Annotated in this window: 22 protein-coding genes and 1 riboswitch; of the genes, 10 read left to right on the top strand and 12 right to left on the bottom strand. The window is 69.3% G+C overall.

All coding sequences use genetic code 11. The features are described from left to right. Positions 1–19 precede the first annotated feature (19 nt). On the bottom strand, positions 20–1,495 hold the full coding sequence (locus tag PGN23_RS02090) for a phytoene desaturase (RefSeq protein WP_335301193.1): 1,476 nt from the start codon (positions 1,493–1,495) through the stop codon (positions 20–22). Next, the gene (gene crtY, locus PGN23_RS02085) at positions 1,492–2,658 is read right to left on the bottom strand and encodes a lycopene beta-cyclase CrtY (protein ID WP_335301192.1); all 1,167 of its coding nucleotides are present in this window, start codon (positions 2,656–2,658) and stop codon (positions 1,492–1,494) included. Before crtY ends, PGN23_RS02090 begins: the two co-directional genes overlap by 4 nt. 804 nt (positions 2,659–3,462) lie before the next feature. Here crtY and PGN23_RS02080 point away from each other — a divergent pair. From PGN23_RS02080 to PGN23_RS02045, 8 genes are all read left to right on the top strand, one after another. Then, complete coding sequence (locus PGN23_RS02080) at positions 3,463–4,263, top strand: sterol desaturase family protein (protein WP_335301191.1); 801 nt, start codon at positions 3,463–3,465, stop codon at positions 4,261–4,263. Next, positions 4,187–4,618 carry a DUF2141 domain-containing protein gene (locus PGN23_RS02075; protein WP_335301190.1) on the top strand — a complete coding sequence of 144 codons (432 nt, stop codon included), beginning with the start codon at positions 4,187–4,189 and terminating at the stop codon, positions 4,616–4,618. Before PGN23_RS02080 ends, PGN23_RS02075 begins: the two co-directional genes overlap by 77 nt. Positions 4,619–4,693: 75 nt before the next feature. After that, positions 4,694–5,566, top strand: coding sequence for a MipA/OmpV family protein (locus tag PGN23_RS02070; protein ID WP_335302054.1), 873 nt, complete (start codon positions 4,694–4,696; stop codon positions 5,564–5,566). A gap of 112 nt (positions 5,567–5,678) precedes the next feature. Next, the gene (locus PGN23_RS02065; RefSeq protein WP_335301189.1) at positions 5,679–6,734 is read left to right on the top strand and encodes a ferritin-like domain-containing protein; all 1,056 of its coding nucleotides are present in this window, start codon (positions 5,679–5,681) and stop codon (positions 6,732–6,734) included. 44 nt (positions 6,735–6,778) lie between these two features. Then, the gene (locus PGN23_RS02060; protein WP_335301188.1) at positions 6,779–7,849 is read left to right on the top strand and encodes a ferritin-like domain-containing protein; all 1,071 of its coding nucleotides are present in this window, start codon (positions 6,779–6,781) and stop codon (positions 7,847–7,849) included. Positions 7,850–7,885: 36 nt separating this feature from the next. Then, positions 7,886–7,995: riboswitch (TPP riboswitch) on the top strand. Between the two features lie 37 nt (positions 7,996–8,032). Then, positions 8,033–9,886, top strand: a complete 1,854-nt coding sequence (gene thiC / locus PGN23_RS02055; protein ID WP_335301187.1) for a phosphomethylpyrimidine synthase ThiC — start codon at positions 8,033–8,035, stop codon at positions 9,884–9,886. Between the two features lie 145 nt (positions 9,887–10,031). Continuing rightward, entirely contained in the window at positions 10,032–10,538 is a 507-nt protein-coding gene (locus PGN23_RS02050) for an ImmA/IrrE family metallo-endopeptidase (protein WP_335301186.1), read from the top strand. Further along, entirely contained in the window at positions 10,528–10,896 is a 369-nt protein-coding gene (locus PGN23_RS02045; protein ID WP_335301185.1) for a hypothetical protein, read from the top strand. The genes PGN23_RS02050 and PGN23_RS02045 overlap by 11 nt, the downstream gene beginning before the upstream one ends. A 9-nt stretch (positions 10,897–10,905) precedes the next feature. On the opposite strand, the gene PGN23_RS02040 is transcribed toward PGN23_RS02045, so the two are convergent. Together PGN23_RS02040 and PGN23_RS02035 are read right to left on the bottom strand one after the other, a co-directional pair. Next, positions 10,906–11,172: a Txe/YoeB family addiction module toxin gene (locus PGN23_RS02040; protein WP_335301184.1), complete on the bottom strand. Its 267-nt coding sequence runs from the start codon at positions 11,170–11,172 to the stop codon at positions 10,906–10,908. Then, the gene (locus PGN23_RS02035) at positions 11,169–11,417 is read right to left on the bottom strand and encodes a type II toxin-antitoxin system Phd/YefM family antitoxin (RefSeq protein ID WP_335301183.1); all 249 of its coding nucleotides are present in this window, start codon (positions 11,415–11,417) and stop codon (positions 11,169–11,171) included. Before PGN23_RS02035 ends, PGN23_RS02040 begins: the two co-directional genes overlap by 4 nt. Before the next feature lie 87 nt (positions 11,418–11,504). On the opposite strand from PGN23_RS02035, the gene PGN23_RS02030 reads away from it, so the two are divergent. After that, the gene (locus tag PGN23_RS02030) at positions 11,505–12,017 is read left to right on the top strand and encodes a hypothetical protein (protein ID WP_335301182.1); all 513 of its coding nucleotides are present in this window, start codon (positions 11,505–11,507) and stop codon (positions 12,015–12,017) included. 197 nt (positions 12,018–12,214) lie between these two features. Next, the gene (locus PGN23_RS02025; RefSeq protein WP_335301181.1) at positions 12,215–13,396 is read left to right on the top strand and encodes a hypothetical protein; all 1,182 of its coding nucleotides are present in this window, start codon (positions 12,215–12,217) and stop codon (positions 13,394–13,396) included. 40 nt (positions 13,397–13,436) lie between these two features. Here the strand turns inward: PGN23_RS02025 and ung are convergent, their stop codons facing one another. From ung to ftsE, 8 genes are read right to left on the bottom strand one after another with little or no spacing between them, the layout of a single operon-like run. Continuing rightward, positions 13,437–14,135, bottom strand: a complete 699-nt coding sequence (gene ung / locus PGN23_RS02020) for a uracil-DNA glycosylase (protein WP_335301180.1) — start codon at positions 14,133–14,135, stop codon at positions 13,437–13,439. 32 nt (positions 14,136–14,167) lie between these two features. Further along, entirely contained in the window at positions 14,168–14,446 is a 279-nt protein-coding gene (locus PGN23_RS02015) for an acylphosphatase (RefSeq protein WP_335301179.1), read from the bottom strand. After that, positions 14,443–14,604 (bottom strand): hypothetical protein, encoded by a 162-nt coding sequence (locus tag PGN23_RS02010; protein ID WP_335301178.1) that lies wholly within the window; start codon positions 14,602–14,604, stop codon positions 14,443–14,445. Before PGN23_RS02010 ends, PGN23_RS02015 begins: the two co-directional genes overlap by 4 nt. A gap of 47 nt (positions 14,605–14,651) precedes the next feature. Next, on the bottom strand, positions 14,652–15,299 hold the full coding sequence (locus tag PGN23_RS02005; RefSeq protein ID WP_335301177.1) for a peptidylprolyl isomerase: 648 nt from the start codon (positions 15,297–15,299) through the stop codon (positions 14,652–14,654). A gap of 9 nt (positions 15,300–15,308) precedes the next feature. Further along, entirely contained in the window at positions 15,309–16,019 is a 711-nt protein-coding gene (locus tag PGN23_RS02000) for a lysophospholipid acyltransferase family protein (protein WP_335301176.1), read from the bottom strand. Then, entirely contained in the window at positions 16,016–16,579 is a 564-nt protein-coding gene (locus PGN23_RS01995) for a YdcF family protein (protein WP_335301175.1), read from the bottom strand. The genes PGN23_RS02000 and PGN23_RS01995 overlap by 4 nt, the downstream gene beginning before the upstream one ends. Further along, entirely contained in the window at positions 16,576–17,445 is an 870-nt protein-coding gene (locus PGN23_RS01990; protein ID WP_335301174.1) for a cell division protein FtsX, read from the bottom strand. The genes PGN23_RS01995 and PGN23_RS01990 overlap by 4 nt, the downstream gene beginning before the upstream one ends. Continuing rightward, on the bottom strand, positions 17,442–18,161 hold the full coding sequence (gene ftsE, locus PGN23_RS01985; RefSeq protein WP_335301173.1) for a cell division ATP-binding protein FtsE: 720 nt from the start codon (positions 18,159–18,161) through the stop codon (positions 17,442–17,444). Before ftsE ends, PGN23_RS01990 begins: the two co-directional genes overlap by 4 nt. Positions 18,162–18,272 lie beyond the last annotated feature (111 nt).

The raw sequence follows: 18,272 nt of genomic DNA, 5'->3' as shown, positions 1-18,272 counted from the left end.
ACGGGGGCGGGGAGAGCCGCTACCGCCCCGACAGCATCAGCGCCGCGGTCGCCTTCGCACTCCCCACCACGCCGGGAATCCCCGCGCCCGGGTGCGTGCCCGCGCCGGTGAAGAACAGGTTCGGAATCGCATCGTCGCGGTTGTGGACGCGGAAATAGGCGCTCTGCGTCAGGATCGGCTCCAGCGAGAAGGCGCTGCCCAGGTGCGCGTTCAGGTCGTGCGCGAAATCGGTCGGCGCATAGCTGAACTTCGTCACGATGCGGTCGTGGATGTCGGGGATCAGCCGCCGCCCGACCTCGTCCAGGATGCGCTTCTCCAGGATCGGGCGCACCGTTTCCCAGTCGCCCGCGAACCTGCCCATGTGCGGCACCGGCGCCAGCGCATAGAAGGTCGAGCACCCCTCCGGCGCCAGCCCCGGATCGGTCACGGTCGGGTGGTGCAGGTACAGCGAGAAATCCTCGCTCAGCATGCCGTGTTCGTAGATGTCGGCGAGCAGCCCCTTATAGCGCGGCCCGAACAGGATCATGTGATGCGGGATGCCCGGCCACGTCCCCTTGATCCCGAAATGGACGACGAACAGCGACGGCGAGAAGCGCTTGCGCTCCAGCGCCGCCGCGGTCCGCCTGGCCGCGCCCGATCCGGGCAGCAGGTCGCGATAGACGTGCATGATGTCGGCGTTCGCCGCCAGCATGTCCGCCTCCGCGCGATAGCCGCCCTGCGTCTCCACCGCGGTCACGCGGTCGCCCAGCGTCTCGATCCGCGCGACCGGGTCGCCCAGCCGCAGCGTGCCGCCCAGCCGCTCGAACAGCGCGACCATCCCCGCCACCAGCCGGTTGGTCCCGCCGCGCGCGAACCACACGCCCCCGTCGCGCTCCAGCTTGTGGATCAGCGCGTAGATCGCGCTGGTCGTCATCGGGTTGCCGCCCACCAGCAGCGTGTGGAACGACAGCGCCTGCCGCAGCCGCTCGTCCTTCACGAACTTCGACACGATCGAATAGACCGAACGCCACGCCTGGTATTTCGCCAGCGCCGGCGCCGCCTTTATCATCGATGCGAAGTCGAGGAAGGCGACATGCCCCAGCTTCTCGTATCCCTCGTGATACACGCCCGCGGAATAGTCGACGAACCGCTGATAGCCCGCGACGTCCGCCGGGTTCAGCTTCGCGATCTCGGCGTGGAGCACGCCGTCGTCGTTGGTATAGTCGAACGTCGTCCCGTCGGGCCAGTGCAGCCGGTAGAAGGGCTGGACCGGCTCCAGCGCGACGTCGTCGGCCATCGTCTGGCCCGACAGCGCCCACAATTCCTCCAGGCACGCCGGATCGGTGATGACGGTCGGCCCGGCGTCGAAGGTGAAGCCGTCCCGCTCCCAGAAATACGCGCGCCCGCCCGGCTTGTCGCGCGATTCCAGGATCGTCGTCTCGACCCCCGCGGATTGCAGCCGGATCGCGAGCGCGAGGCCACCGAAGCCGGCGCCCACCACCACCGCGCGCGTCATGCGGCACCTCCGCCCAGCAGCGCGGCCACCGCGCGCCCGACCGGCACCGGCGGCTTCCCGCTCAGCACGCGCATCTTGTCCCACAGCGTCGATTGCCCGGCATAGAAGCGCGACACCAGCGCGGGCGAGAGGCGATAGAAGCGTTCCAGCACGCGGTAGCGCTGGTCGGGGTCGGCGGCCTTGAACAGCATGAGGTCGAGCATCCGGTAGAAGCCGCGTTGCGCCCACAGGCGCGCGGCATGGTCATGGGTCAGCGCGTGGAGCGCGCTCCCGCTAAAATCGCGCTGCGCGGCGACAAGTTGCGCCAGCCGCACCGCATCGGGCAGAGAATAGCCGGTCGTCGGGTGGAACAGCCCGGCGCGCGCGCCCGCCTTGGCCACCTTGTCGCCGCCCGAGCGCCAATACGCCTCGAAATCGCCGCCGAAGACGACCGGCAGCACGCCGCGCTCCTCGCCCAGCGGATTGCCGGTCGTCCACCCCTTCGTCCGGGCATAGTCGCCGATCCGCCGCGCCAGCGCCGCCTGGTCCAGCGCGGGCGTGTCGCTGTAATAGGTGTCCTCGATCAGCAGGGTGTCGGCGCTGAACGGCAGCAGATAGACGAAGCGATAGCCGTCGATCTGCTCGACCGTGGCGTCCATCACCACCGGCCGCTCGACCCCGTGCCCCGCGCTGACCGACAGCTCGCGCCCGACGAACTTCTGCCAGCCGCAGTCGAGATGCGACAGGTCGGCGGGACCGCGCGCGTCGATCACCCCGGTCGCATTGACCCGCTCGCCCCCCGACATCACCACCGCGGTCGGGCTGCACGCGACCACCCGCCGCCCCGTCATGATCGCGCGCGGCGGCAGCGTGGCGCGGACATGCGCGTCGAGCTGCGCCGAGCGCACCGTGTAATAAGGCTGCGTCAGCGTGCGGGCATGCGCGGGGAAGCGCACGTCGTAATCGCCCCAGGCGTGGGTAATCAGCGGCGCCACCAGCGCGCGGTCGGCCGCCGCCACATCGGCGCCGAAGAACGACCAGAAATGGTTGCCGCCGACGACGTCGCCGTGCTCGATCAGCCGCACGTCCAGTTGCGGATGCCGCGCCGCCACCGCCAGCGCGATCATCGCCCCCGACAGCCCGCCGCCGACGATCGCGAGGTCGCATTTGTGGATCGCTGGCATGGCGTCGAGCGCTAACCGATCCGGCGGGGCGGGGGGAAGGGCGGGGGTGCGGGGAAAGGGGGGGTCCGGGCGACGGGACGATTACCCCAAACCCGCCGTCACCCCGGACGTGTTCGAGACCTCTGCGAAAATCGCGGATCGCTCGACAATTTCGCCGTTCCCCGGCGAAGGCGAGACCTTTGCAAAAGCGGCATCGTGCTCCTGCGAAGGCAGGAGCCCAGGGTTGCGGGTCCCATAAGGCGTTGTTCTGCTGGGCCCTGGGCTCCTGCCTGCGCGGGAGCACGGCGTCGGGTCGATGCCGTTGCACCCGTTTTGCAAAGGCCCGGCGAAGGTCGGGGCCCAGTTGGCGTGGCTTTTCCGTCCGTCACCACCGTCCCCCAGCTGCGCCCCGGCCTTCGCCGGGGAACAAGGATCTGAGTTTCGCAGAGGTCTCGACTTGTTCCGGGGTCCGGGGCCCCACACGCCTCGCCGACGTTGGGTGGACGGAACCCTGGATGCCGGAACGAGTCCGGCATGACGAAGGAAGACGGCGAGCCCGTTCCTGCGGCAACGCCCACCCCCACCGCCCCGTCATTCCCGCGCAGGCGGGAATCCATACACGCTGCCGTCGCGGCCCATCGATCACCTGCGCGTCCGGCCCCCTTCCACGGTGATGACGGTGAGAGGAACGACGCCCGCCCCCAAAAACCCGTCACCCGGGGCTTGACCCGGGGTCCCGCTTCTTCTCCGCCGCCGCGGGGGCAAGCCGGACCCCGGATCACGTCCGGGGTGACGAAACGCCCGCCGTCCGGTACACGCCCGGCGATGCCGATCGTCCCCATCCTGCTGTCCGCGCTGGCGATGTCGGCGATCGTCGCGGTGCGCTATCTCGCCGCCAGCGGCGGATTCGCGCTCGCCACGAGGGCGAAGCATCGCGGGCTGTACGCCGGGCTCGACCCGCAGATCCGGCGCGAGATCGCGTGGAGCCTCGCCTCCGCCGCGATCTACGGCGCGCCCGCCGGGGTCGTCGCCTGGGGCTGGCAGAACCACGGCTGGACGCGGATCTACGCCGACCTGCACGCCTGGCCCCTGTGGTACTGGCCGCTGTCGGTCTTTCTCTACCTCGCCGCGCACGACACCTGGTTCTACTGGACGCATCGCTGGATGCATCGCCCGCGGGTCTTCCGCCTGGCGCATGCGGTCCACCATGCCAGCCGCCCGCCGACCGCCTGGGCCGCGATGGCGTTCCATCCGGTCGAGGCGATCACCGGCGCTGTGGCCATTCCGCTACTGGTCTTCGCAATTCCCATTCATGTCGTCGCACTCGCTCTGGTGCTGACGATCATGACGGTTATGGGGGTGACCAACCACATGGGCTGGGAAATGTTCCCGCGATTCATGTGGGGCGGGCGCGTGGGACGCTGGCTCATCACCGCCAGCCACCACCAGCGGCATCATGAGCGGTACGGGTGCAATTATGGGCTCTATTTCCGGTTCTGGGATCGACTGTGCGGGACCGATGACGGGCTCGGCGACTTCGCGCGCAGTCATGCGCGTGCGCAGGGCGGGCGCGGCGCTGCTGCTGGCGGTGCCGCTGATCGGGGCGACCCCGCTCGCCGCGCTTGACGTCGCGGTCGAGAACATGCGCTCGGCCAGGGGGCTGATCCGCATCTGCCTGACCGCGGACCCGGACAATTTTCCCAATTGCGTCGACGATCGCGATGCGGTGACGCGCACCATCCCCGCGGGGCAGCACGCGCTCCACTTCGGTGCGCTGCCGCGCGGCGACTATGCCGTGGCGGTGATCCACGACGAGAACGGCAATGCGAAGCTCGACACGTTCATGGGCATCCCCAAGGAAGGGTTCGGCTTCTCGCGCAATCCGCCGATCCGCTTCGGCCCGCCGCGCTTCACCGCGGCACGCTTCCGCATCGACAGTGATGCCGAATCGCAACAGATCCGGATGCGTTACATGCTGTGACCCGGCACCGCCGGAGCCAATCCGGCGTCAGGGTGTTGAGCGCGCAGGAATAAAGGGGAAATTTCCGTGCACTCGATGCTTCGCGCCGCCGTCCGCGCCACATTCGTCGGCGCGCTCGCGCTGTCCACGCCGGTCGCCGCGCAGACCGGCAACGCGCCCGCAGAGCCGATCGCGGCGCCCGATCCGACGCTGGTCGGCGACACCGTCACCGTCGCGGTGGCCGGCGCCTATCTGCCGGATTACGAGGGGTCGGACGATTACCGCCTCGTCCCCGGCCCGGCGGCGATCGGCTCGTTCCGCAACCTGTCGTTCCAGGTGCTCGGCAACCGCGCCTCGATCGACCTGATCCCCAACCGTCCGGGTCCGACCTGGGACGTGCAGGCGGGGCCGGTGGGCGTCATCAACTTCAACCGCACCAACCTGAACGCGATCGACGACGTCCGCGTCCGCGCGCTGGGCAAGCGCGGCACTGCGATCGAGCTCGGCGGTTATGCCGGGATCGGCAAGACCGGGGTCGTCACCAGCCCCTATGACAAGCTCTCCGCGTCGATCAGCTACCGCTACGACGTCAACGGCGTGCACAAGAGCGGCATCCTGACGCCCTCCGTCAACTACTTCACCCCGCTCAGCCTGGAGGCGGCGGTGGGGCTGTTCGCCGCCGCGGAGCATGTCGAGCGCGGCTTCGCGCGCACCTATTTCGATGTCGACGCCGCAGGCTCCGCCGCGGGCGGGCTTCCCGTCTATACCGCGCGCGGCGGGTGGAAGCACTGGACGGTCGGCCTCGCCGGCACCTATGCGCTGACCGGCAATCTCCTGAAGGGTGCAAAGCTGATCGCGGGCGGCAGCTACAAGAGGATGCTCAACGACTTCGGCGATTCGCCCGTGACGTCGATCGCGGGCTCGCGCAGCCAGTGGCTCGCCGCGGTCGGGCTGGGCTATACGTTCTGAACGGTAGCGTCCCCGGACGCACCGCGTTAGGGAAAGCGCGGGCCGGACAGGCGCGGTTCAGCATCGCCGGTCCAGCCGACGGGTCTGCGTCAGAACGGAAAGAGGGTGTGGCATGAGCGATTTCGAGCCGATGATGGAGGCGCTCGACGCCCGCGCGCGGCGTCGCGAGACGCGCCGCGCCTTCTTCACCCAGGCCGCGGGGATGGCCGCCGGCGCGACGCTGCTCGCCGGGACCGCCGCCGCGCAGACCGCCACGCCGACGCCCTCGCCATCGCCATCGCCGTCGCCCTCTCCCACCTCGACCGCGCCGGTGCTCAGCGACGTCGACGTCCTCAACTTCGCGCTGAACCTCGAATATCTGGAGGCGAATTTCTACGCCCTCGCCGTCACCGGCTCGGGGCTGGGGTCGGCCGACATCAGCGGCTCGGTCGGCACCGCGGGCGCGGCGTCGGGCGGGCGCGCGGTGACCTTCACCGACGCCACGCTCGCCAGCTACGCGCGTGAGATCGCGGCGGACGAGCTGGCACACGTGCGCTTCCTGCGCGGCCAGCTGACCACGACCACCTATATCGCGCAGCCCGCGATCGACCTGTCGGTCGGCGTCAACAGCGCGTTCAGCGTCGCCGCGCGCGCCGCCGGGCTCATCACCGGCACGAATTCGGTGTTCGATCCCTATGCGTCGGAGGAGAATTTCCTCCTCGCCGCCTTCCTGTTCGAGGACGTCGGCGTCACCGCCTACAAGGGCGCGGCCCCGCTGATCGGCAACAAGCTGATCCTGGAGGCCGCCGCCGGCATCCTGGCGGTGGAGGCGTATCACGCCGCGACGATCCGCGGGCTGCTCTATCGCCGCGGCATCGACGCGCCGGCCCCCAATGCGATCACCCGCGCGGGCGGTATTTCCGATGCGCGCGACCGCCTCGACGGCAATCCGGCCGAGGACAAGGTGCGCGGCATCGCCCCCGACGACGATCAGGGGATCGCGACGCAGAGCACCGCCGACGGCGACCGTTCCAACATCGTCCCCGCGAACGAGAACGGCATCGTCTACAGCCGCTCGCCCGCGCAGGTGCTGAACATCGCCTATCTCAACAACACCACGGCGACCTCGGGCGGCTTCTTCCCCGCCGGCGTCAACGGAACGATCAAGAGCAGCGCGGCGGCGACCTGACGGGAGCGTCCGTCACCCTCCCCGACCCCTGCAGGAATGCCGTCATGATCAAAGATTCCGTCTTCGCCGCCCTCGACCTCGCCAACCAGCGCCGCGCGGAGCGCCGCCGCTTCCTGAAGTTCGCGGGCGGGGCCAGCGCCGCCGCGGGCGGGCTGGCGCTGCTCTCCGCCTGCGGTGGCGGGGGCGGGTCGCCCACGCCGTCGCCCTCCCCCTCGCCGACGCCCTCCCCCACCGGGACCGCGGTGCCGAACGACATCGCCATCCTCCAGCTGGCGCTGAACCTCGAATATCTGGAGGCGCAATTCTATTCGATCGCCGCCTTCGGCCGGTACCTGCCCGCCTCCAGCACCGGCGGCGTGGTCGGCACGCCCGGCGCGGTGACCGGCGGGCGCCAGCGCATCTTCGACGACCGCGTCATCGCCAATTACGCGCGGGAGATCGCCGCGGACGAGATCGCGCACGTCGACGCGCTGCGCGCGGTCATCACCGCCGCCAGCCCGAATTTCGTCATCAACATGCCCGCGATCAACATCGACGGCGGCGCCACCGGCGCCTTCACCGCCGCGGCGCGCGCGGCGGGCGTCGTCGGCGCGACCGAGACGTTCGATCCTTATGCCTCGGACGAGAACTTCCTGCTCGCCGCGTTCCTCTTCGAGGATGTCGGCGTCACCGCGTACAAGGGCGCCTCGCCGCTCATCACCAACGCCACCTATCTGGAGGCCGCGGCCGGCATCCTGGCGGCGGAGGCGTATCACGCCGGTCTGATCCGCAGCGAGCTGTTCCAGCGCGGGCTGACCGCGCGGAGCAACGCCAACAAGATCGCCGCCGCGCGCGATGCGCTCGACGGCACCGGCACGCTCGACGCGGGCATCGCCACGGCGGACGCCAGCGGCAATCTGACGGTCGCCAACATCGTGCCCGCCGACGGCAACGGCGTCGCCTACAGCCGCTCCACGGGCCAGGTGCACAACATCGTCTACCTGCGCCGCGACGCCGGGATCGGCGGCGGCTTCTTCCCCGCGGGCACCAACAACTCGCTCGAATCGCTGCGCACCAGCACCGCACCGACCGCGACGCCCACTCCGACGCCGACCGCCACCGCGACGCCACGCTGATCGCGCTTCCCCTTCGCCGCCATCGCCGCTATGCTCCCCCTCACCCCGGGGGGCCGCTGGCGCGCGGCTGAGAGGGGGGCAGCAGCCCCCGACCCGCTGAACCTGATCCGGCTTGCACCGGCGTAGGGAGGGAGCGGCGCGTCACCCCACGTCCGTCCTCTTCCGCCATGAGGAGAGACGACGATGGCCGACATTCCCGCCCGTACCGAAATTGGCGTCACCACCGGCCCGATCCGCGGCAGCCGCAAGATCCACGTCGGTCCCCTGCAGGTCGCGATGCGCGCGATCGACCTGGAGCCGTCCTCGGGCGAGCCCGCGCTCAACGTCTACGACACGTCGGGCCCCTATACCGATCCGCAGGCGCGCATCGACATCATGGCCGGGCTGCCGCAGCGCCGCCGCGCCTGGATCGAGGCGCGCGGCGACGTGGAGGCGTATGACGCGCGCGAGGTCCGCCCGGAGGATAACGGCCAGCTCGGCCCCGACCGCTCCGGCGGCGTCCCCCGCTTCCCGCGCGCCATCCCGCGCCCGCTGCGCGCGAAAGCGGGCGCCAACGTCAGCCAGATGCACTATGCCCGCCGCGGCATCATCACGCCCGAGATGGAATATGTCGCCACGCGCGAGAATCTGGGCCGCGAGATGGCGCGCGAATATGTCCGCGACGGCCAGTCCTTCGGCGCGGCGATCCCCGATTACGTGACGCCCGAGTTCGTCCGCGACGAGGTCGCGCGCGGCCGCGCCATCATCCCGTCGAACATCAACCACCCCGAAAGCGAGCCGATGGCGATCGGCCGCAACTTCCTGGTCAAGATCAACGCCAACATCGGCAATTCCGCGGTCGCCAGCAACGTCGCCACCGAGGTCGACAAGCTCGTCTGGTCGATCCGCTGGGGTGCGGACACGGTCATGGACCTGTCGACGGGGCGCAACATCCACGACACGCGCGAGTGGATCATCCGCAACTCGCCCGTGCCGATCGGCACCGTCCCCATCTATCAGGCGCTGGAGAAGGTCGGCGGCATCGCCGAGGAGCTGACGTGGGAGATCTTCCGCGACACGCTCATCGAGCAGGCCGAGCAGGGCGTCGACTATTTCACCATCCACGCCGGCGTCCGTCTGCCCTATGTCCCGCTCACCGCGAAGCGCGTGACCGGCATCGTGTCGCGCGGTGGCTCGATCATGGCGAAATGGTGCCTGGCGCACCACAAGGAAAGCTTCCTCTACGAGCGCTTCGACGAGATCACCGAGATCATGAAGGCGTATGACATCGCCTATTCGCTCGGCGACGGCCTGCGCCCCGGCAGCATCGCCGACGCCAATGACGAGGCGCAGTTCGCCGAGCTCTACACGTTGGGCGAGCTGACCCACCGCGCCTGGGCGCAGGACGTCCAGGTCATGATCGAGGGCCCCGGCCACGTGCCGATGCACAAGATCAAGGAGAATATGGACAAGCAGCTCGAGGTCTGCGGCGAGGCGCCCTTCTACACGCTCGGGCCGCTCACCACCGATATCGCGCCGGGCTACGACCATATCACCAGCGGCATCGGGGCGGCGATGATCGGCTGGTACGGCACCGCGATGCTCTGCTACGTGACCCCCAAGGAGCACCTCGGCCTCCCCGACCGCGACGACGTCAAGGTCGGCGTGGTGACGTACAAGCTCGCCGCCCACGCCGCCGACCTCGCGAAGGGCCACCCGGCGGCCAAGCTGCGCGACGACGCGCTGAGCCGCGCGCGCTTCGAATTCCGCTGGCGCGACCAGTTCAACCTGTCGCTCGATCCCGACACGGCGGAATCGTACCACGACCAGACCCTCCCCGCCGAAGGCGCCAAGACCGCGCACTTCTGCTCGATGTGCGGCCCGAAATTCTGCTCGATGAAGATCACGCAGGAGGTCCGCGACTTCGCCGCGAAGCAGAACGCGCCGGTGGAGACGTTCGTCGCTGCGGAGGACGCCGAGGCGGGGATGACGCGGATGAGCGAGCTCTACAACGAAGGCGGTCGTGAACTGTATACCAACGCCGGGCGAAATCGATAGCGAATCGAAGAGAGTAGTAGACTTGCAATGAGGCACAGCCCGGCACTTGAATTTCGCTTGTCAACCCCCAAAATTTGTGGTAGGCGAGAACAAAGCGGGGACGTCGCGTCTCCGCTTTCGACTGATGGATGAGGAAGGCTGAGCCATGGCGGCGTTGATGCTAAATCGTCCAAATTACACGCGAGCAGAACGCGAAGCCCAGCGTATTTTGGATGATATGAGAGTGGTTACTCCGCCGGTTAATCCGGTAGAGGTTGCCAAAAATCTAGGTGTGGAGGTTGTGTTTGCAACTTTCTCGGGAAAAAGTCGCGGCATCTCGGGGTTCTACGATTGCGAAGAAAATGCAATTTTTGTCAATGAGGAGGAGTTTCCTCTCAGGCAAACCTTTACAGTCGCTCATGAATTAGGCCACAGTGTTTTGCATGGCGATTGGGCGAGATCCGCCGATTATCAAGTTATGTGGCGTGATCCTACTCGGCAGAACCAAGATTTTCGTGAAAAAGAAGCTAATGCATTTGCGGCCAGCCTGCTAATGCCGCGCGACATGATGGATGAGTATTGGGATAGGCTTAGCCTCCAGCAAATGTCGCGTCTTTTCGCCGTATCAGTACCAGCTATGAAAAACAGGCTCTCGTTCCTGTATGGCGTCTGATCGCGATGAGGCCAAAGGCCAGATCGTCAGGCGGGAATCTGACGATGCTGAGCTGGATAGCGCTTTAGGAGCAGCTAGCCGCCTTCAGCTTGAGCTTGCCCGCGAGCAGAATAGACACGAAGAAGCCAAACGCGATAAAGATCTCGGGTTCTTCGGAAAACTCATCGGCGGCGAAAAGACCGCACCTGTTGTGGTCGCCATGCTTGTTGTGGTGATAGCTTTTGCGGCGGCAATTGGGTGCTTAATTATGGCTGCTGTCCAAGCTTCACAGGCCGAGTTTTGGGCAAAGCAGGCGGAGCGTGCATTTGGGTTGGGTTCAGCGGCGGTCGCCTACATTTTCGGTAAGGGCTCAAACTAATCGTAAGTTTCAATAATGATACCGGCACTGCGCCACCTGCAACACCTGCTCGTCGCCACTTCCCGTCACGCGATACACCAGCCGATGCTCGTGGCTGATCCGGCGCGACCACCAGCCTGACAGATTGCCGCCCAGCGGCTCGGGCTTGCCGGTGCCCTTGAACGGGTGTCGCCGGCATTCGTCGATCAGCCCCATCAGCTTCGCGGTGATCTTCTCGTCGCTATCCTGCCAGTGGCGCAGGTCTTCCCACGCCGTCGGCCAGAACTGCACGTTCACGGCAGCGGCACAGCCTTGGTATCGCCCGCTTCGAACCCGCGTACCGCCTCCAGCAGTCGCTCGGCGTTCTTCGGCGAGCGCAGCAGGTACAGCGTCTCCTCAATCGACGCCCATTCACTCGCCGAGATCAGCACCGCACCCTCGCCGCGCTGGCGCGTGATGGCGAGCGGGGCGCGATCCGCGACCACCTTGTCGATCATCGACTTCAGGTTCTCGCGCGCTTCGGAATAGCTGACAGCTTGCATGCCCGGAATATGGACAAAGGATTGGACAACGTCAATCGCCACTTTTCCCCTGTCCTACACCCTCCAACATATGCCTTCCTCCCCGGCATGACCGACGACACCCCCTCGCCCGCCGGGCCGGCGCTGCCGCCCTTCGCCCCCGTTCCGCTGCGTGCGCGCCACGACGGCTGGACGCCGCAGCGCCAGCGCGCCTTCATCCTCGCGCTGGCGGAAACCGCCTGTGTCGAGGAGGCCGCGGAGCATGTCGGGCTGTCGCGTGCCGCGGCCTATGCGCTGCGCCGCCGCCCCGACGCCGCGGCGTTCCGCGAGGCGTGGGATGCCGCGCTCGACGTCGGCGTGGCGCGGTTGTCGGATGCGGCGATGGCGCGCGCGCTCCACGGCGTCGCCACACCCGTCTTCTATCAGGGCGAGCAGATCGGCGAGCGCCGCCGTTTCGACGAGAAGCTGACCATGTTCCTGCTGCGCTACCGCGACCCGCGCCGCTACGGCGCGTGGAACGACCACGAGCGGCATTACCATGCCGCCGATGCCGATCAGAAGCTGGGCACGGCGCTCGGCCGCTTTCCCGCCGACCCCGCCTCCGGCGCCGACGTGGCGTAAACTTTGTCAACTTCCGGTCGATCCATAGCGGTGACATCGGCGCTTCCGCCGCACCGGCCACCTTGCTAATCAGATCAGGCGCCACGGCCGTGGCGCTTCACCCGGGGGGGAAACCAGTGTCGATGAATTTCAGGAAGGCGGCCCTCTGGGCCGCGCTCATGTCCATGCCCGTGTCCGTCGCAGCGCAAACGCAGACCATGATGATCCCGACTGGCGGTGACGGCGGCCCGGCGATGCCGCAGAACGCGGCCGATCCGCAGGACTCGCCCGAGGAGATCGCGAAGGATGCCGAGGGCGACCTGAAGGACGCGCGCTTCTACAACAGGCCCGGCGCGACCCGTGCCGCCTTCAACGACGACTGGCAGCAGTGCCGGCTGATCGCGCGCGGTTCGCGCACGCCGACCGGCATGATCCCCTATCACTACAACCCCGCTCTCGTCTCGCCGGTCGCCATCGGGGTCGGAGGGCTGCTCGGCGGTCTGATCGCGGGAGCGATTGCGCAGGGGCAGCAGCGCCGCGCCAATCGCCGCAACTGCCTGATGATCCGCGGGTGGCGGCTGGTCGACGTGCCGCCCGCCGATGCGGCGCGCGTGGCGGCGATGACGCCGGATCAGCGCCGCGCGCATTTCGACACCATGATCGGTGCGCAGACCGTGCCGGGCACGGTGACCGAGCGGACGCGCTTCTCGCTCGCGCCCGATGCCGCGCTGCGACTGGATGCCCCGCTGACGCAGCCCGCGACGCTGTGGCTGGGCAAGAAGGTGGACGCCGCCGCGCCCTTCGCGCTGGCGCCGGGCGAGGGCGCGATCGTCGTCGCGTTCCGCCGCGTCGATCCGTCGACCGCGGGGCGCTCGGCATCGGTGTCGCTGCTGCGCTACGACATCGCGCACCGCGATGTCATGTTCCAGCCGAAGGACTGGAAGAAGACCGGCGACAAGACGACCTATACCAGCATCGTGCCCAGCCACGACAAGACGTCGGCGTACGAGGTGCAGGTGGTACGCGTGACGCCCGGCGACTATGTCATCAACTCGCTGTCGCTAAACAACCAGCCGCACGTGACGACGCATTGCTTCGGCGCGCCCACCTTCGCGGTGGCCGCGGGGCAGGTCGTCTACCTCGGCGATTTCAGCCCCTATACGAAGGCGCCGCTGACCGACGGCAGCAAGCTGACGACGCTGATCTATTCCTCGCATCCCGACGACGCGCGCCGGCTGCTCGCCGCCCGGCAGCCCGCGCTTGCCGGCGCCATGGTCCCCGCCGACCTGCGCAATCAGGCGACCTATTCCTGCGCGGGACAGGACATGACGCGCTGGGACATCGACGGTGCCGCCGCGCTGGCGCCCGCCGCGCCGGAGGTGCTCGCCCCGGCCCGGTGAGCCGTCGTCCCGCCGCCCCGGTACGGCCCGGGGCGGCGGGCTAACCGATCGCCGGCAGCGACCAGTCGATCGTGCCCCGCCCGTGCTGCTCAAGGAAGGTGTTGGCCCGGCTGAAATGACGCGATCCGAACCACCCCTTGTACGCCGACAGCGGCGATGGGTGCGGCGCGGTCAGCACCAGGTGCCGCCCGCCTGCCGCGACGTCGCGGACGAACGCCGCCTTCTTCTGCGCATGGCTGCCCCACAGCAGGAAGACGACCGGCTGATCGCTCGAAGCCACGGCGCGCACCACCGCGTCGGTCAATCGCTCCCACCCCCGCCCGCGATGCGCCGCGGCGCGGCCTTCCTCGACCGTCAGCACGGTATTGAGCAGCAGCACGCCCTGCCGCGCCCAATGCGCCAGATGGCCGTGCGCCGGCGCCACGATGCCGCAGTCGCTCGCCAGTTCCTTGTAGATGTTGGCCAGGCTGGGCGGCACCCTCACCCCCGGCCGCACCGAGAAGGACAGGCCATGCGCCTGCCCCGCGCCGTGATACGGGTCCTGCCCCAGGATGACGACGCGCACCGCGTCGAGCGGGGTCAGCGCCAGCGCCGCGAAGCGATCCGCGGCGGGCGGAAAGATGCGCTTCCCCGCCGCCTCCTCCGCGGCGACGAACGCACGCAGCGCCGCCATGTACGGCGCATCGAATTCGCCGCGCAGCGCGGCGGCCCAGCCGGGATCGAGCACGGGGTCGGTCATGCACCGCGCCTACGCCGCCGCCACGGCCCGCGTCAAAGCGTGGCGCGCTTCCCGAACCCCGCCAGCGTCTCCGCCGGCGCATCGTCGCTGACCGTCACCTGCTCGACCCGCGACGCCGGCGAGCCCTGCCGGGCGCACCCGGCGATCGTCTCGACCATCTCGGCGGCACCCTCCACCACTGCCTCGACGCTGCCGTCGGCGCGGTTGCGGACCCAGCCGTCGAGCCCCAGCGCCGTCGCATGCTCGACGAACCAGTCGCGGAAGAAGACGTTCTGCACCCGCCCGGTCACGACCAGCCGGCGGCGGATCACACCACATCGTCCCCGGACGCGCGCCCGCCGTCCTTCTTGGGATAGTCCTCGGGCGACACCTCGCCCTGGTTCTTCACCGCCTGTTCGTCGCCGGCGGGGCGCGGCGTGCCGTCGCTCGTGTCGAAATCGCCGCCGGGCTTGTTGGGCTGTTCCACCATCGTCGCTCTCCTCGTCCGGCATCAACGGATGGAGGCGGCGGAAGGGTTCAGCCGTCGCGCCGCTGCTCGATCAGCCAGGGGCGCGGCCGCCCGGTCGGCCTGGGGGTGCCGTCCAGCCGGATCGCGCGGTCGACGCGGACGGGCTTCAGCATCAGCGTGCCGTTCATACCCCCGCCGGTCTTCTCCGCCAGGATACGCTTCACCGTCGCCTGTCCGCCGACGACGCGGCCGAACGCGGCATAGCCGGGGTTGGCGGGGGTCCAGTCCATCGATGGCTGCGCGCCGACCGTGATGAAGAAATTGCCGTTGGCGGATCCCGGCGGGCCCTTCCTCGCCATCGAGATCGTCATGTCGAGGTGGCGAATGCCGGTCTTCTTCGTCGATTCGTGCGGGATCATGTCGAGGAAGCGGCGCGCATCGGTGCGGATGCCCGACTGGATGAAGCCGAACTGCGGCGCCTTGCGGTTGCGCGCGGTGCGATAGAAGCTGACCCCGTCGAACCGCCCGTCGTCGACATATTTCAGGAAATTGTCGGTCGTGGCGGGCGCATGCCGCCGGTCGAGCGCGAGGACGATCGGTCCGTCCGCCGTCTCCAGCTTGACCCGGACCCAGCCCGGCGTGGCCCGGTCGGCACGCTGCGCGGCGATCGGGGTGGCGATCAGCAGAAGGGCGAGGGCAGGGATCAGGCGGCGCATCCGCTGCGGCTACCCCTCGCCACCCGTAGCGGCAAGCACGTTGATCGCGGCATGGACCCGCGCCTCCGCCTCCTTGCGTGGCAGCCCGGCGGGAATCTCCTCCCCCAGCCGGATCGTGACGACGCCGGCGCGCGGCCAGCCCCTGCGCGGCACGAACCGCCCGCTGTCGGTCGCGATCGGGACCACCGGATAGCCCAGCGTCTTGTACAACCCGGCAAATCCCGAGCGCAGCGGCGGGGTGGCGCCGTGCGGGACGCGCGTTCCCTCCGGATAGACGATCACCGAGCGCCCCTGCGCCTTCGCCACGCCGGCGTCCTTGACCATCCGCCGCAACGCACTGGCCGACGCGTCGCGGTCGACCGCGATCGCGCCGTACACCTTCGTCGCATAGCCCCACAACGGGATCCGCATCAGCTCGCGCTTCAGCACGACGGCGGGGCCATGGAGCAGGAACGAAAGCTCGACCGTCTCGTACATCGCCTCGTGCTTGGCGGCGTAGAGCACGGGATGGTCGGGCAGCGTCCCCTCGAACCGGGTGCGTACCCCCAGGAAGGTCGCCGCGGCCCAGCGATGGAAGCGCGACCAGCCATGCGCATAGGGGACCATCATCCGCTGCCCGCCGATCAACGCGACCAGCGGCACGATCAACAGGATCGGCACCGATCCGGCATAGAACACCAGCCGGAACGCCAGCGCCCTGAGGATCCGCCACGCCGTCATGCCCGTCCCCCATGCGGCACGCGCCGCCACACCGCCTGCCCGCCGATCGCGGCGGCGCGCAGCAGCAGCTTGTTGTATTCGTTGAACGCCTGCCCCAGCGTGGGGAAGCTCGGCACCCCGTCGACCACGATGTCCACCCCGTCCCCCAATGCGTAGGCCAGCTCCAGCCGCGCCCGCCGCGCATGCCAGTCGGACGTCACCAGCCGGATCGTGCGGTAGCGATGCCGCGCCAGCCACGCCGCGGTTTCCTCCGCATTGCCCCGCGTATCCACCGCATCCGCGCCCAGATCGACGCAGCAGGCGATCGTGCGGGCATGCCCCGCCACGCGGATCAGGTCGGCGCGCGTCACCCCCGGTGCGGTCCCCGTCACCAGCATCCGCCGCGCCCGCCCCGCCTCCAGCAGCTCCAGACCGCGGGCGATCCGCCCCGCGGCGCCCGTCGGCACGACGATCGCGTCGGTACGCACCGCCGGCGCGGCCGGGCCGGGCAACAGCCACATGAACGCGACGAAGCCCAGCGCCCAGCCCAGCAGCGCCAGCGCGATCAGCCGGCGGATCACAGCGTGCGCGCCAGCGATGCGGTCACCGTCCGGCGCGCCACCGTCGCCGCCAGCGCGACGAAGACGAAGGGCAGCGCGATGATCGCGATCCAGCCGCCTTGCCCCAGCGCCGCGCCGCCCAGCAGTTGCGACCCCGCCGCCGCGACCTGCCATCCCAGCACGGCCACGACGATCCACGCCGCCACCCCGCCGACCAGCGCGCCCAGCGCGGCGTCCAGCGCGATGCGCCGCTGGAACAGCCGGGCGACCTGCACGTCGGTCGCGCCCAGCCCGTGCATCACCTCGATCGTGGTGCGGTGCGCGTCCAGCCCGGCGCGCGCCGCCAGCACCACGACGGCCCCGGTCGCGGTCGCCATCAGCGCGACCAGCACGACCGCCAGCGTGGTGAAGCTCGTCAGCAACCGCCCCACCGGCGCCATCGCATCGCCGTGCCGCTCCAGCGTGGCGCCCGGCGCGACCTGCCTCAGCAGCGTGCGCACGCGCTCCACCGCATCGACGCGATCGGCCAGATCGATGTCGATCAGCGCGGGGATCGGCAGGTCGTCGTTGCCGGCCTCGCCCAGCCATGGCCCCAGCAACCGCTCCAGCTCCGCCGCCGGCACCGGCTCGGCATGGCGCACGGCGGAGGATTGCCGCAGCGCCGCCAGCACCCGCGCCGCCGTCGCCTGCCGCACCGGCGGGTCGGCCGCGGTCACCTGTACCGTAGCACGTCCCGCCAATTCGCGACCCAGCGCGCCCGCCGCCGCCGCGGTGCCGATCGCGGCGGCGGCGGCGAGGATGGTCAGGAACAGCATGATCGCCAGCACCCACGCCATGACGCGCCCCTGCCGCGCGGCGTCGAGAACGCGGGTGGTCGACGGCGTCATGCCGCGCCCCGCTCCGCCGGGCGGGCCGGCGGGAAGCGCAGGCTGCCGGTGGGATCGTGCAGCCGGCCATCGACGATCCGGATCATCTGCGCCGCCTTCACGCGGTTCAGGAGGCTGAGGTCGTGCGTCGCCATCACCACCGTCGTGCCCAGGCCGTTGAGCGAGGCGAAGAGCTGCATCAGCCGCTCCGCCATCGCCTCGTCGACGTTGCCGGTCGGCTCGTCCGCGACCAGGATCTCGGGCCGGCCGATGACGGCACGCGCGATCGCCACGCGCTGCTGCTCGCCACCGGACAGCGTCGGCGGGCGCGCATCGGCGCGGTGGGTGAGGCCGACCCAGGCCAGCATCTCGCCCACCGCCTCGCGCACTTCGCTCTCCAGCACGCCGGCGATGCGCAGCGGCAAGGCGACATTGTCGGCGATCGACAGGTGGGGCACCAGGCGGAAGTCCTGGTAGACGACGCCGATCCGCCGCCGGAAACCGGGAATGCGCTGCCGCGGCAGCGTCACCACGTCGGTGCCGAACAGCCGGATCACGCCGCGGCTGGGGCGCTGCGCGAGGTAGAGGAGCTTCAGCAGCGACGTCTTGCCCGCACCGCTGGCGCCGGTCAGGAAATAGAATTCGCCCGGCGCCAGCGCGAACGACAGGTCGCGCAGCACCTCGTCGCCCTGGCCGTAGCGCAATCCGACATTCTCGAACTGGACGATTCCCGCCACCCGGCCTCAACCTGTGTAAACGTCGCCTGCCATCGCACGCGCCTTCGGACGCTTCAAGCACGGCGCGACGTGCTTGCCATCGGGGCGGGACAGGTGTTTAGATTCGGTTTC

The sequence above is a fragment of the Sphingomonas adhaesiva genome (assembly GCF_036946125.1).
GTDB classification, from domain to species: Bacteria; Pseudomonadota; Alphaproteobacteria; order Sphingomonadales; family Sphingomonadaceae; genus Sphingomonas; species Sphingomonas adhaesiva_A.
The sequence above is the reverse complement of the archived record's forward strand: the minus strand, read 5'-3'. Positions and strand labels throughout refer to the sequence as shown.